The sequence below is a fragment of the Ruegeria sp. HKCCD7255 genome (genome assembly GCF_013031565.1).
GTDB lineage: Bacteria > Pseudomonadota > Alphaproteobacteria > Rhodobacterales > Rhodobacteraceae > Ruegeria.
In genome coordinates, this window is record NZ_WQAG01000011.1 from 70,017 (window position 1) to 84,179 (window position 14,163).

Annotated in this window: 10 protein-coding genes; 3 read left to right on the top strand and 7 right to left on the bottom strand. The window is 60.4% G+C overall.

Annotated elements, in window-relative coordinates; genetic code table 11:
- Nucleotides 1-2: 2 nt before the first annotated feature.
- The 6 genes from GOX45_RS17615 to GOX45_RS17645 all read right to left on the bottom strand — a co-directional run bounded on the left by GOX45_RS17615 (nucleotide 3) and on the right by GOX45_RS17645 (nucleotide 8,618).
- Nucleotides 3-2,258: a xanthine dehydrogenase family protein molybdopterin-binding subunit gene (locus GOX45_RS17615; RefSeq protein ID WP_171102511.1), complete on the bottom strand. Its 2,256-nt coding sequence runs from the start codon at nucleotides 2,256-2,258 to the stop codon at nucleotides 3-5.
- On the bottom strand, nucleotides 2,258-2,737 hold the full coding sequence (locus GOX45_RS17620; RefSeq protein ID WP_171102513.1) for a (2Fe-2S)-binding protein: 480 nt from the start codon (nucleotides 2,735-2,737) through the stop codon (nucleotides 2,258-2,260). The genes GOX45_RS17615 and GOX45_RS17620 overlap by 1 nt, the downstream gene beginning before the upstream one ends.
- Nucleotides 2,734-3,600, bottom strand: coding sequence for a xanthine dehydrogenase family protein subunit M (locus GOX45_RS17625; protein ID WP_171102515.1), 867 nt, complete (start codon nucleotides 3,598-3,600; stop codon nucleotides 2,734-2,736). The genes GOX45_RS17620 and GOX45_RS17625 overlap by 4 nt, the downstream gene beginning before the upstream one ends.
- Before the next feature lie 481 nt (nucleotides 3,601-4,081).
- Nucleotides 4,082-5,353 (bottom strand): FAD-binding oxidoreductase, encoded by a 1,272-nt coding sequence (locus tag GOX45_RS17635; protein WP_171102517.1) that lies wholly within the window; start codon nucleotides 5,351-5,353, stop codon nucleotides 4,082-4,084.
- 41 nt (nucleotides 5,354-5,394) lie between these two features.
- Nucleotides 5,395-6,429 carry an ACP S-malonyltransferase gene (locus GOX45_RS17640; protein ID WP_171102518.1) on the bottom strand — a complete coding sequence of 345 codons (1,035 nt, stop codon included), beginning with the start codon at nucleotides 6,427-6,429 and terminating at the stop codon, nucleotides 5,395-5,397.
- On the bottom strand, nucleotides 6,426-8,618 hold the full coding sequence (locus GOX45_RS17645; protein WP_171102520.1) for a dehydrogenase E1 component subunit alpha/beta: 2,193 nt from the start codon (nucleotides 8,616-8,618) through the stop codon (nucleotides 6,426-6,428). The genes GOX45_RS17640 and GOX45_RS17645 overlap by 4 nt, the downstream gene beginning before the upstream one ends.
- Before the next feature lie 171 nt (nucleotides 8,619-8,789).
- On the opposite strand from GOX45_RS17645, the gene GOX45_RS17650 reads away from it, so the two are divergent.
- A complete protein-coding gene (locus GOX45_RS17650; protein ID WP_171102523.1) occupies nucleotides 8,790-9,695 on the top strand; it encodes a LysR family transcriptional regulator in 906 nt (301 codons plus the stop codon).
- Nucleotides 9,696-9,867: 172 nt separating this feature from the next.
- On the opposite strand, the gene GOX45_RS17655 is transcribed toward GOX45_RS17650, so the two are convergent.
- Nucleotides 9,868-11,025, bottom strand: coding sequence for an acyl-CoA dehydrogenase family protein (locus GOX45_RS17655; protein ID WP_171102525.1), 1,158 nt, complete (start codon nucleotides 11,023-11,025; stop codon nucleotides 9,868-9,870).
- A gap of 239 nt (nucleotides 11,026-11,264) precedes the next feature.
- Between GOX45_RS17655 and GOX45_RS17660 the strand changes: the two genes are divergently transcribed.
- Nucleotides 11,265-13,742 carry a heavy metal translocating P-type ATPase gene (locus GOX45_RS17660; protein ID WP_171102527.1) on the top strand — a complete coding sequence of 826 codons (2,478 nt, stop codon included), beginning with the start codon at nucleotides 11,265-11,267 and terminating at the stop codon, nucleotides 13,740-13,742.
- Entirely contained in the window at nucleotides 13,739-14,128 is a 390-nt protein-coding gene (gene cueR, locus GOX45_RS17665) for a Cu(I)-responsive transcriptional regulator (protein ID WP_171102528.1), read from the top strand. The genes GOX45_RS17660 and cueR overlap by 4 nt, the downstream gene beginning before the upstream one ends.
- The last annotated feature ends 35 nt before the right edge of the window (nucleotides 14,129-14,163 follow it).

A 14,163-nucleotide genomic window follows, 5' to 3' on the forward strand; every position in this document is an offset into this window, starting at 1 on the left:
CTTCAACCATCCTGCTTCAGCGCCGCCAGAATACGCGGCGGTGACATGGGCAGCTGGCGCATCCGTACACCCGCTGCGTGCGATACCGCGTTGGCGATGGCCGCCAAGGGTGGCACGATCCCGGTTTCTCCGACACCGCGCACTCCGTAAGGGTGGCCAGGGTTCGGGACCTCGACAATCACGGTATCGATCATCGGAAGATCACTGGCGACAGGGATGCGGTAGTCCAGGAAGATCGAGTTCTGCAGGCGACCATCGTCGCCGTAGATATACTCTTCGTTCAGCGCCCAGCCGATACCTTGCGCAGCGCCCCCCTGATACTGGCCTTCCACATAAGCCGGGTGGATCGCCTTACCCGCATCCTGGATAACGGTATAGCGAGAAACGCTGGTTTTGCCGGTCTCGGGGTCAACCTCGGCGTCAACGATGTGAATGCCAAAGGATACGCCCGCACCCTCGGGTGTCGCCTCGAAATGGCCCGATATTGGACCGCCCGTCGAACCCATGTTGGCCGTGATCTCGGCCAGCGGCAAAGGATCGAAATCGCCCGCATTGGGGCCCGACGGAACCGCGCAGCCGTTTTCCCATTTGACTGCATCTACCGGGATGCCCCACTTGGCCGCTGCCCGTTCGCACAGTTTTTCGACCGCATGTTTTGCTGCCTTGATGGTCGCCAGACCCGACGCGTAAGTCACGCGTGAGCCGTGGCTGACATCATTGTATCCAAGCGTGGCGGTATCCGCGATAGTCACCCGGATATTCTCGTAGGGAATGCCCAGAACCTCGGCCGCCATCAGCGCCATCGACGCGCGTGATCCGCCGATATCGGGCGTGCCCACCATGACCTGAGCCGAACCATCCTCGGACAAGGCGAGCGACACACTGGTTTCGCCGCCATGGTTGAACCAGAACCCGCAAGAAATCCCGCGTCCCTGCCCCGGCTTCAGAGGTGCCGAGTAATGCGGATGCGCCTTCGCGGCCTCTAATGATTCAACCAGACCGATCTGTTCATAGGTCGGGCCATAGCTGGCCTTGGTGCCCTCATGGGCTGCGTTTTTCAGGCGGACATCGATGGGATCAAGATCCAGTTTCTTGCACAGCTCGTCGATCACCGATTCAACAGCAAAAGCCCCCATAGGCGCGCCCGGGGCGCGATAAGCCGCCTGTTTCGGGCGGTTGGCCATCACGTCATAGCCGACCTGACGCACATTGGTCAGGTTATAAGGTGCAAAAGCACACATGGCGGTCATGTCACCCGGTGCGCCCGGGAACGCACCGCCTTGCAGACGAAAAATGCCTTCAGCCGCCGTGATCGTACCATCCTTTTTCATGCCGATCTTGACGTCCATCGACGCCGAGGCCGTTGGCCCCGTAGCGCGGAACACTTCGGACCGGGACATCACGATCTTGACCGGACGGTTGGCCTTGCGGCTCAGCGCCAGAGCGACAGGTTCGATGAATACGGTTGTCTTGCCACCAAACCCACCGCCAATTTCCGAAGCGGTCACCCGCAGTTGCGAAGTCTCGATCCCCAACAGCGCGGCACAGGTCTTTTGCGCGATCCAATGGCCCTGAGTGGTGCACCACAACTCACCTTTGCCATCCGCACCCAACTGCCCCAGACAGGCGTGTGGCTCGATATAGCCCTGATGGGTCGCCTCGGTCACAAAACTGTCTTCGATGACCAGATCCGCCTCGGCAAACCCGGCCTCGACATCTCCGTGCCCGCTTTCGTGGTACCGCACGACGTTTGGGTGCATCCCTTCTGGAACCGAATAATCCGCGGCGCCTTCGCGGATCACTGGCGCGTCGGGGGCCATGGCTTTGTCCACATCAGTGACATGAGGCAGCACCTCATATTCCACCTCGATCAACTTTACCGCATCGCGTGCAGCCAAAGCCGACGTGGCCGCAATGGCAGCAACCGCGTGCCCGTCATACAGTGCCTTTTCCCCGGCCATGACGTTTTCCAATACGTTCCAGAATTCGCCTTCCAGCCCGGGCTTGAAGGGAACCTCGGCGAAATCGGCACGGGTGACGACAGCTTTGACGTCCTTATGTGCCTCGGCCTTCGATGTATCGATGCGGACAATCCGCGCATGGGCGTGGGGTGAGCGCAGAATGGCGCCGTGCAGCATACCAGGGGCCGACATATCCGCACCGAACTTGGCACGACCTGTCACCTTGTCCAGACCATCGGGGCGGTCAGGGCGCGTGCCGACAAAGGTGAAACCAGATTTGCGATCGTCGAGTGCCATTACGATGCCTCCCGCAGGTCAGCTGCCGTGTCCATCACGGCGCGAATGATCTTGTCATAGCCGGTGCAGCGGCAGAGATTGCCTGCCAGCCAATACCGGGTTTCTTCTTCGGTCGGGTTAGGATTCTTTTCCAGCAGCGACTTGGCCGCAACCAGAATGCCCGGCGTACAGATACCACATTGCAGGGCAGCGTATTCGATCATCTTCTTTTGCAGCGGGTGCAAAACGTCGCCATCCGCGATGCCTTCGACCGTTTCGATCTGCTTGCCCTCAGCCTCGACCCCCAGCATCAGGCACGAACACACCAGACGCCCATCAACAGTGACCGAGCACGCGCCGCAATCACCCGTGCCGCAGCCTTCTTTAGCGCCGGTCAGGTTCAGCTTGTCGCGCAGGCAGTCCAGCAGCGTTTCGCGGGGATCACACAGGAACTCGACCTCGTCGCCATTGACCTGAGTTGTTACGTGAAACTTGCTCATGCTTTTTCTCCCTTCGCGCGGGCATAGGCGATTTTCGCCGCGCGTTTGGCCAAAACTCCGGCGACCTCGGTGCGGAACGCGATAGTGCCGCGCTTGTCGTCAATCGGGTTGCAGGCCGCCGAGGCCGCCTCAGCCAGCGCCTCCAGAGCGGTGTCATCGAGCGTGCTGCCGATGATCGCCTTGGCGCAGTCTTCCACCAAAAGAACGGTTGGGGCCACGGCCCCCAGACAGACCCGTGCTTCGGTGATCGTGTCGCCGTCAAGGCGCAGGTTCACGCCCACACCCACAACGGCAATGTCCATTTCGGTGCGCGGAATGAACCGCAGATAGGCGTCGCCTCCGTTTTCGCCACGCGCCGGGATATGCACGGCGGACACCACCTCACCCTTGGCCAGGCTGGTTTTGCCCGGTCCGGTGGGGATGTCCTCGACAGCCACGGTGCGCGCACCATCCGGGCCGGTCACAGTCAGCGTCACACCTGCCGCAACCATCGCCGGGACCGAATCCGCAGCGGGCGAGCCGTTACACAGATTGCCGGTCAGCGTCGCGCGTCCTTGCACCTGGGTCGATCCGATCAGATCCATCGCCTCGACCACACCGGGCCAGTCCTGCCCCAAGGTGGTGTGTTCGCTCATCTCGGCGCCCGTTACAGCAACGCCAAGGGTCCAACTGCCATCCGCATTCTGCTCGATGTTGCTGACACCCTCGATTTTCTTGATGTCGATCAGCGTATCCGGCGTCACCAGGTCCGAGCGCAGCTGCACCAACACATCGGTGCCACCCGCCAAAAACCGGGTTGTGCCCGTCGCGTTGGCAGCCAGAGCGGAAGCCTCGGCAAAACTGGCGGGACTGTGATAATCCATGAAATTACCTCGTACCTGTATATCAGGGGAAATTGGGTTCAGCGGGGACGTTAGTTCAGGCCTCGCCCGGCGTCCATGGGGGGAATGGCAAAAATTCACCCTTCTGTTTCCGGGCGCGGTCCACGTCTCTTTCGTGTGGATCACATCCGTTCGGGTCTGATCAAACAGCCACTCTCGCATCAGATCCACAAGTTTGGGTTGCCGTGGTTTTTCCGGGGGCCCAACGTAAAAGCCCGTATCACTGATCATGGCCTGCCCCTACGCTTTGAGCAACCTTCCCTATGCCAGGTCTGAGGCAACCAGAGCTTCCTTGCCCTCAACCCACAACCGTTCCAGATACAATGGCCATCCCGATGGGCCGCTATGGGCGCATCTATGACGAGATCGCGTCGATCGTCGCAATGCTGGCCAATGAGGGCGGCGGGTATATTACCGGGTAAAACATAAGGGTTGATGGCGGCATCACCCGTTCGGTCTGAGTTCAAAACCGTGCCTTGATCAGATGCGTCAACGCCGCGCCGGTTTCGAAATAGGCGCGGCGCAGGCCGGTCCAGCGCTCGGTATGCTTTGCTACTGCAGGTACAGGCAAAAGCGCGGGGTCATCGCGCAGAAGGCTCTGCGCCGCCAAACGGCCAAACACAGTCCCCGGCCCGATGCCGCGCCCGGAATAGCCGTGGATCGCAAGGGCGTTTGGCCCAAGCTGCGTGATTTTGGGCAGATGATCGGACGTCATCGCAATGCGCCCGTGCCAGCCCTGCTGAAAGGGCTGATCCGCCAGTTGCGGGAACAGGTCAGCCATTTTGCGCCTGATCCAAGCCTTGTGCGATGCGCTGCCTGCATGGCCCAAATCGCCCATAGCCCCCAGAATGAAACGCCCTTCCTGATCCATTCGAAAGGACGTCATGATCAGGCCTGTATCCCAACAGCCCTCTTTGCCCGGCAAGATGCTAGCCCGTAGATTGTCTGACAACGGGGCCGTCGCGTATTGGAAATAATAGACTGGCACATAGGCTGGCGCGGTCTGGCGCAAATCCTGATGATAGGCGTTGGTGGCCTGGATCACTGACCGTGCGCGCACTGCTCCCTGCGGCGTTTTCAGAACCCAGATGTCGCGGTCCCGTTCCAAGGATCGAACCGGGCTGTGCGCAAAGATATACGCCCCTGCCGCTTTGGCCGCCCGCGCCAGTCCGCGCACATAGCTGAGCGGCTGGATAGTACCCGCACGCGGATCAAATAGCGCGCCGTGGAATGCGGCGCTGCCGGTGCGATGGGCGGTCTGATCAGGTAACAGAAGTTCAACCGGTGCGCCCGTGGCGCTGAGTTGCGCGTGACGCGTCTGTAGATCACGAAAACCAGCCACTGAGTGCGCGCAATGCAGCGTGCCCTTGCGCTCGGGCTCACACTCGATCTCATGGGTGTCGATCAAGTCAAACACCTCGGCTGGCGCAGCGGCCAGAAGGTCGATCAGGCGGTCTCCTGCATCCTCGCCCAAATACGCGCGGATCTCGTCCGGCGGCACCCAAAGGCCCGCATTGGCCAGCCCGACATTGCGGCCCGAGCCGCCATGGCCAACCTCCTGCGCCTCAAGCAAACAGACCGATGCCCCCGCCTGCGCCGCTGTCAAAGCGGCAGAACAGCCGGTGTAGCCTGCGCCAATGATCGCCAGATCAACGGTCAGGTCGCGGGTCAGAGGCGGCGTGTCCACATCTTCGCGGCAGGTGTGCTGCCAAAAGGACTGTTCGTGGTCGCTCACTTACGCCTCCTTGCGGTGTCCGGGCCCAGTAAAACGCAGGATCAGCCGGTTGCAAGAGCGCGCTGGTCCGCGCGACCCATGGCGATCAGGAACGGATGCGCCTGTTGTTGCGCCTGAAACGCCGTCTTGTCGCTCATACCGCGCCAGTTCGCCAGAACCAGAGACTGCGCCACCGCCCCGCTCAGCGTCGCACCCGGGCCAGTGACGATGAAAAGATCAGGGGCAAACTCGCGCGCGGCGGTCTGGATTGCACACGTGAAATCATAAGCTTCGGTGACCTGATGTCCCAGAGTGTATTCCCAAAGCGCCCGTGTCTCGACAGCGCCCGGCCACCAAATCTTGCCGCGTCCGTCGATCAGCGGGCGGTCTGGCTGATGGAACATCTCCACGGGTAACTGCGCGCGCCCTTCCGCCGCAACCGGAGCCTGCAACGCCGTATGGAACGCTGCGTGGTTCGCCAGCCGCAGGGGAAACCGGTCCTGCACTTTAGGCTGAGAGGCCTCAAACGCCGCAAGGCCCTCGGCGTTACCCGCAAGCACCAGCATTCCACCCAGGTCGATGGACAGCGCCAGAACATGACCTTCGATCTGGTTGATCCGTTCCACCTCTGACAGCAACTCGGCCTTGCGTAGGGGGTTATCGGCCCAGCTTTCATCCGTGAAGGGATAGACCAATTGACCGCCGATCAAATGATCTTGCATCAAACTGCCCATCGTATTGACGACACGGAACCCTTCTTCGGGCGACACCGCACCTGCCGCTGCCAGAGCGATATACCAGCCCATAGAGTTTCCGGTGACAGCGACCATTTCGATATCGTCCGCCAATGCCTGCGCATCGGCCAGAGAGGCCGCATAGATCAGGGGCGAGGCCACATCGCCGCGTGAATATGTGCTAACCGCATATCGATCCGCGCTGTCCAGAGCGATCACGGGCTGCTGGCCATTCTCGGCACGAATGACGTCAAAGCTTTGGAACATCCGCATCCGGTCAGCGTGATGCCGGTGCAGATAGCCCAATTCCGGCTTGTTATAGGTGCCCCTGCCGGGGCAGATCACAACGGCGGTTCGGGTCATGCGCGGCCTCCGGTCAGGTCGAGAGCAGCGGTCACGATGCTCTCTTTCGACGGTAGCGGCGCGGCGTAGGCCGGGCCGGTCGCGATGAAACTGTCCTCAGCCACCACGCGCGCGGTTGGGATCGAAGGGCATTCTTCGGCAAAGAGTGTCATCAACCCTTCGGACTGGCTGCCGGTGCGGCGGCATTCATCGACGATCAGGATGTGTTTGCACCCTTTGGTGGCCCTAATCAGAGCCTCAGCGGGCAATGGTGCCAACCAGCGCATATCAATGATCCGTGTCTTCAGCCCTGCTGCTTCAAGCTCAGGCTGCGCCTGTTTCGACAAATAGTGCCCATTGCCATAAGTCACGATGGCCAGATCGTCTCCGTCGCCATGCACCCCGACCTCGCCCAGCGCGATGCGCTGATCCGGTGCGGGATATGTCGTCATCCAGCCCCCATCCTGCGCTGCGTGCAGATCACGCATGGGATAAAGCGCGATGGGCTCAAGGAAGATCACCACCCGCTGCTCCTCCCGCGCCAGCCGCACGCATTCCCGCAGCATCTGCGCGGCGTCCGCTCCGGTTGAGGGGCAGGCGATGATCACGCCGGGGATGTCGCGGAGAACGGCCAGAGAATTGTCGTTATGGAAATGCCCACCAAAGCCCTTTTGATATCCAAGCCCTGCAATCCGCACCACCATCGGATTGGTGAACTGCCCGTTCGAAAAGAACGGCAAGGTCGCGGCCTCGCCCCGGATCTGATCCTCGGCATTGTGCAGATAGGCCAGAAACTGGATCTCGGGGACCGGAACGAAACCGTTATGGGCCATGCCGATGGCGAGGCCCAAGATGGACTGTTCATCCAGCAAGGTGTCGATCACCCGATCCGGGCCAAAGCGCTGTTGCAGCTTTTGCGTCACGCCATAGACGCCGCCCTTGCGACCCACATCCTCGCCCATGCAGACCACTTCACCATGCTCCAGCATCAGGTCGGTGAGTGCCCAGTTGATCAGACGGCTCATGGGTTGCGGCTCTGCCATTGCGCGCATGTCACCGCCAAAGGCCGACGCGCGCGCGTCGGCGCTGGGGCCATTTGTTGGTATGCACGGGCGTTTCGGGGGGATCAGGCTGGCCATGACCTGCGCGGCAACTTCCAGATGCGGGCGGCGCGCGGCCTCTGCTGCCACCCTGTCTGTGCGGGCACAGGTATCGGTGTAGATGTGCAGCGCCTGATCCGGCGTCAGCGCGCCCGCTTGATCCAGCAGGCGTACGGAATGCAACAAGGGATCGTTGGCTTCATCCGCCTCGACCTCGGATTTCGACATATAGGTCGTCGGCACATCGGCACCGGCATGACCGTAAAGGCGCACGGTTTTCAGATGCAGAAACGCTGGTTTCCGACGCGTGCGCACATAGTCCGCCGCCTCTTGCGCCACGGCAAATGTCTCATAAAGATCAAGACCATTGGCCTGGAAATAGCGGATTCCGGGGCGATGCTCCATCGACCCCTGGATCCAGCCTTTTGGTGTCTTGACCGAAATCCCGATCCCGTTGTCCTCGCAGACAAATAACAGCGGCAGAGGGGTCGATTGCACGCTGGTCCACCCGGCAGTATTGATCGCTCCTTGCGCGGTTGAGTGATTGGCCGAGGCATCGCCGAAAGAACACATCGCAATCCCGTCTTCGGACAGGCAGCGATGCTCTGGATCATGTCGCCGCGCCGCGCCAAAGCTGTAAGCTGCACCCACAGCCTTAGGCAAATGACTGGCGATAGTGGATGTCTGAGGCGGGATAGCCAATGCCTTGGAGCCCAGCACCTTGTGCCGCCCGCCCGAGGTTGGATCCTCTTTCGAGCAGGCAAAACTCAGCAGCATATCCCAGGCGATCTGCTGTCCAGGCACCTGTTCGGCCCGCGCGATCTGGAAGGCTGCATCGCGATAATGCAAAAAGGCGATATCCGTCGGGCGCAACGCATGGGCCACGGCGGCCATCCCCTCATGCCCCGAGGAACCAATGGTATAGAACCCCTGCCCCGCTTTCTGCATGGCCCGACTGGTCCGGTCCAGCGCACGGCTGAGCACTTGCGACCGAAAAAGCGATACGGCCTCGGCATCGGACAGACCGGATCGCGGCGGCGGCCCTTCGGGCAGATCGCGGGCACTGACCCGTTTCAGGAAATTCTCATGAACGATCTGCGCGCGATCCATTGGCCTTCCTCTTTTCGTCAAGCCGTGCAGGCCGGAGACGACATTCTGTTTACTGCTCAACTTAAAATCAGCCTGCGCGGTCAGTGCAAGCCTCGACGGCCAGACACTCATCGCGCTGGCGCAAAGGAAAAACCAGTGTTATTGCGTCGGAAAGGTATGAGGATATGTCATATGATTGCCCCCCGCCGCTTTCTGCCCTCTGTTTCGTCTCTGCTCGCGCTGGAGGCAGTTGACCGTCTGGGCAGTGCGTCAGCCGCAGCACAAGAGTTGTCGCTGACGCAAAGCGCGATCAGCCGTCAGTTGAAAACGATGGAGGATCAACTGGGCGTGACCCTGATCGAACGCAGCCAGATGCGCCTGCACCTGACGCCAGCCGCACAAACCTATGTCGCGACGGCAAGATCGGCCCTGCAGGACCTTGCTCAGGCCGCACTAAACCTCAAGGCCAACCCGGTGGGCGGATCGCTGAACCTGTCTATCCTGCCAGCATTTGGCATGCATTGGCTGGCCCCCCGTTTGCTGGATTTTGCACGCAAGCACCCCGAGGTGACAGTCAACCTGGGCACACGCCTGCGCCCCTTCGACTTTGCAACCCAAAGCTTTGACGCGGCAATCCATTTCGGACGGCGGGATTGGAGCGGTGTTGAGTACCTGCCGATTATGCAGGAAACCATTCTGCCCGTCTGCGCACCAAGCCTGGCCCCGTCCGGGTTCTCCAGCCTGGCGACCCTCGCCAATGCGCCCCTGCTGCATATGGAGACACGCCCGGACGCCTGGGAACATTGGTTCAGCGCGCAAAACCACGTCGCCAGCGGGCTGACTGGAATGCTGTTTGATCAATTTGCAACGATGATCCAGGCCACTATTCACGGACTGGGCGTCGCGCTTCTGCCGTCCTATCTGATCCAGGAAGATATCCATGCCGGGCGCCTCGTACCGGCCTGGAACGGCCCGGATGTCAGCTTGGGGAACTACTATCTGGTCTGGCCGACGGGCCGCCCAACCCCCGAACCCCTGCGTTCATTTCGCGCCTGGTTGACCGATCAGCTCGAAGGCTCAACGCGTCCAGTCAGCTGAGTTCATTGAGTCAAAGCGCAAGAAAAAACTGCGCGGCCTTCGGCCTTGCGTCCTGCGGACGGCAGGGGAGGCCGGGCCCGCGCGAGCATTGCTCGCGCGGGCCCGGCCCAACGGGAGGAGATGTTCCGACTGGAACATCGACGACGAGCGGGAGCTTTACGAGATCAGAGGTTCAGACATCCAGAGAACGCGCAATCAGTTCTTTCATGACCTCATTGGTGCCGCCATAAATCATCTGCACCCGCGCATCCGCGTAAAGCCGAGCGATCGGGTATTCCATCATAAAACCATAGCCCCCGAACAATTGCAGGCATTCGTGCATGATCTCGTTCTGCACTTCCGAGCCCCAGTATTTCACCATCGAGGCAGTGGCGGCATCCAGCTCGCCGGCCTCGAGCTTGGCGATGCAATCATTCACAAAGCTACGCAACACCTCGGCTTTTGTCTTACATTCAGCCAGCTTGAAGCGGGTGTTCTGGAAATCCATAACACGCTGACCAAACGCCTTGCGCTCTTGCACATATTTCACCGTTTCAGCGATAGCAAAATCGATCGCACCCAGCGCCATGATACCAATCGTCAACCGCTCCCACGGGAGTTGCTTCATCAATTGATAAAAGCCCTGCCCCTCTTCCGGCCCCAACAGGTTGGTCATCGGAACTTTGACATCTTCAAAGAAGAGCTCTGCTGTGTCGTTGCCCTTCATACCCAGCTTTTTCAGGTTCCGCCCCCGTCGAAACCCTTCGGTGCCTTCGGTTTCAACTGCAATAAGGGATACACCCTTGGCCCCGAGTGACTTGTCGGTCTTTGCGGCCACAATCACCAGATCTGCCGACTGCCCATTGGTGATGAAGATCTTTGATCCATTCATGCGATAGGAATTGCCGTCTTTCTCGGCTGTGGTCCGCACGGACTGAACGTCCGAACCGGTGCCTGGCTCGGTCATCGCCAGAGCACCGACCATTTCGCCCGAAGCCAGCTTGGGCAGCCATTTCTGTTTCTGATCTTCGCTGCCATAAGCCGTCAGATAGTGGATCACGATCGACTGGATGCCATAGCCCCATCCCGCGTCCCCGCGCGCGGCCTGTTCATAGAGCGTAACAGCGTCAAAGCCCATGCCGCCACCAACGCCTCCAAAGGCCTCGTCAATCGATCCGGCCATCAGGCCTGTTTCGCCCGCCTGAATCCAAAAATCACGATCGACGACGCCGTTTTCGACCCAGGTCTCGACATTGGGCACCAAGGCGTCGTCCATGAACCGGCTCGCCATTTCGGCGAACATCTTGTGTTCATCGGTAACCCAAGCGGCGGAACTGGTGAAAAGGGACATGGCGGCCTCCGTGATGCGTAACATGACAAAAGCTAGCGGACATATCGACGCCCGCCAATCCGCGTGACGCAGCGTTTGCGAATATCGAAACGCCACGTTTTGCTGAAGGCGATCTGGACCCAACCCGCCTTTTTTGCACGAAACAGTGTTTTAGGGCGAAGAATTAGCCTTGCGGCCCTTGACCTTCCCGTGACTGGAACCCTCATATACAGGCCAAATTGCACAGCGGAACAGTTTTCTTGACGGCGCAACATCATATAGAGTTCAAGGTTTCCGGCCTCAGCTGCGCGTCATGCGTTGGCCGGGCAGAAGCTGCTTTGCGTACCGTACCGGGGGTCACCGACGCTGCGGTCAATTTTGCGACCCACTTGGCGAAGGTCGAATACGTAGATGACATGCCCGCAGTAGAAACCGCGCTGAAAGACGCTGGCTACCCGGCCACACGCCTTCAAGCGGATCTGTCAATCGAGGGCATGAGTTGCGCATCATGCGTCGGGCGGATTGAGCGCGCCTTGCTGGCAGTGCCGGGGGTGACAGAGGCCAATGTCAATCTGGCATCACGCCAGGCGCGGGTAACCTATCTGGAAGGCGCAACTGACCCTGCATCGCTGGCTGCGCGGGTCACAAAAACAGGGTATGCGGCGCGCACAGTGTCCCCGACCATCGAGGAGGCAGACCAGAGCTATTCTGCCGAATACCAATCACTGAAAATGGTTACCATTCTTGCTGCGTTGCTGGCCTTGCCAGTCTTTGTGCTCGAAATGGGCGGGCATATGGTGCCTGCCTTCCATCATTGGATCCACGCCGCCATCGGGGAGCAGACCAGCCGATTGATCCAATTCGCGCTCACCTCGGTGCTGCTGATTGGCCCGGGCCGCATTTTTTATGCCAAGGGCCTTCCGTCACTGCTGAAGGGCACGCCGGATATGAACGCCTTGGTCGCTTTGGGCACTGGCGCTGCCTATCTCTACTCTGTTGTCGCCTGTTTCGCGCCGCAATGGCTGCCCGAAGGCACCGCAAATGTCTATTTCGAAGCGGCCGCAGTGATTGTGGTGCTGATCCTTTTGGGGCGCAGCCTTGAGGCGCGGGCCAAGGGCCGTACCGGTGCCGCGATCCGCAAGCTGATCGGATTGCGACCCAATACTGTGCAGATCAAACGCGGAGACTCGTTTGTCGAACTCCCTTTGACCGAAGTGGGTGTGGGGGACGTTCTGATGATCCGCCCGGGCGAGCGCCTTCCGGTGGATGGCGACGTGCTGGATGGGCGCTCTTATGTCGACGAGAGCATGATCACAGGCGAGCCCGTTCCCATCGGCAAAAAGGCCGGCGACGCGGTTATCGGTGGTACGCTGAACGGCACCGGAGCCTTGCAGATACGCGCGACCAAAGTTGGCGCGGATACGGTTCTGGCGCAGATCATCAGGATGGTGCAACAGGCTCAGGGCGCTAAACTGCCGATACAGGGCGTGGTTGACAGGATTACCTTATGGTTTGTGCCCGCCGTCATTGCTGTCGCCTGCGCAACGGTACTGATCTGGCTGGCTGTGGGACCTACCCCGGCCCTGCCCTTGGCACTGGTGGCCGGTGTGTCGGTTCTGATCATCGCCTGCCCCTGTGCAATGGGGCTGGCGACACCCACTTCGATCATGGTGGGCACCGGGCGCGCGGCAGAACTGGGTGTGTTGTTCCGCAAAGGCGATGCGCTGCAACATTTGCAGCAGGCGAAACTCATCGCCTTCGATAAGACTGGCACGCTAACCCAAGGACGTCCGGAATTGGTCGAGATGACACTGGCCAATGGGTTCCAGAAAATTGATGTGCTGCGTCTGGCGGCGGCAGCGGAAGCGCAGTCCGAGCATCCTATTTCGCAGGCCATCACGCGCGCCGGTCCTGCTAGGCTGCCCAAAGTGTCTGAGTTCCAGTCCCTGACCGGACGCGGTTTGAGTGCCCTGGTCGAAGACCACACAGTTCTGATCGGCTCGGATCGTCTGATGCATGACAATGCCATCGACCTTTCCGATCTGGCCGATGCCGCCGCAAGCTATGCCGATAGCGGTGCGACCCCGGTCTATGTGGCCATCGACGGGCTCGCCGCTGCGGCACTATCGGTTGCTGACCCGATCAAGCCGGGCACATCCGAGGCTTTGGTGCGGTTGCGCCAGATGGGCGTCACAGTGGCCATGATCACCGGAGACAATGCCCGGACTGCTCGGTCTTTGGCCGATACTCTGGGCATCGAAATCGTGACCGCCGAGGTGTTACCTTCTGGCAAGGTCGAGGCGGTCGAAGCGCTGAAACGCCAGCATGGCACGCTGGCCTATGTTGGTGACGGGATAAACGACGCCCCGGCCTTGGCCACAGCAGATATTGGCCTTGCCATCGGTACGGGTACGGATGTCGCGGTCGAGACCGCAGACGTGGTGTTGATGTCAGGCGATCTGCGCGGTGTGGCCAACGCCGTCGAGATCAGCCGCCGCACCCTTCGCAATATCCGTCAGAACCTGGGCTGGGCCTTTGGCTACAACGTTTTGCTGATCCCTGTCGCCGCCGGGGCGCTCTATCCCGTTGGCGGTCATCTGCTGTCACCGGCGCTGGCGGCGGGGGCCATGGCCTTGTCCAGCGTCTTTGTTGTCTCGAACGCGCTGCGTCTGCGCCGTGTGCAGGCAAGCGTGCCAGATACATCCCTTGCAACACAGGGCCAGGAGACTCACGCATGAATATCGGAGACGTTGCCAACAAGACCGGCCTGCCAGCCAAGACGATCCGTTATTACGAAGAGATCGATCTGATCAAACCACTGCGCGACACCAATGGCTATCGCCAGTTTCGGGATCAGGACGTGCACAAGCTGGCCTTTCTGGGCCGCGCACGCACGCTAGGGTTCACCATCGAAGACTGCCGCGCCCTGCTTGCGCTTTACGAAGATGAAAGCCGCGCCAGTGCAGATGTAAAACGCATTGCCCGTGATCACCTGTCTCAGATCGAGGCCAAGATTGCGGATCTGCGCGCGATGCGCGACACGCTCAGCCATTTGATCGAGGCCTGCGCAGGCGACACCCGCCCCGATTGCCCGATCCTGAAGGATCTGGGTGGGAAAAGCTGACGCCGGGGTTGCCCTTTGTGGCCAGCTTTGCTTTG

Coding starts and splice junctions, on each gene's coding strand:
- GOX45_RS17615 (WP_171102511.1), bottom strand. CDS start 2,258: ATGGCACTCGACGATCGCAAATCTGGTTTCACCTTTGTCGGCACGCGC.
- GOX45_RS17620 (WP_171102513.1), bottom strand. CDS start 2,737: ATGAGCAAGTTTCACGTAACAACTCAGGTCAATGGCGACGAGGTCGAG.
- GOX45_RS17625 (WP_171102515.1), bottom strand. CDS start 3,600: ATGGATTATCACAGTCCCGCCAGTTTTGCCGAGGCTTCCGCTCTGGCT.
- GOX45_RS17640 (WP_171102518.1), bottom strand. CDS start 6,429: ATGACCCGAACCGCCGTTGTGATCTGCCCCGGCAGGGGCACCTATAAC.
- GOX45_RS17645 (WP_171102520.1), bottom strand. CDS start 8,618: ATGGATCGCGCGCAGATCGTTCATGAGAATTTCCTGAAACGGGTCAGT.
- GOX45_RS17650 (WP_171102523.1), top strand. CDS start 8,790: ATGATTGCCCCCCGCCGCTTTCTGCCCTCTGTTTCGTCTCTGCTCGCG.
- GOX45_RS17655 (WP_171102525.1), bottom strand. CDS start 11,025: ATGTCCCTTTTCACCAGTTCCGCCGCTTGGGTTACCGATGAACACAAG.
- cueR (WP_171102528.1), top strand. CDS start 13,739: ATGAATATCGGAGACGTTGCCAACAAGACCGGCCTGCCAGCCAAGACG.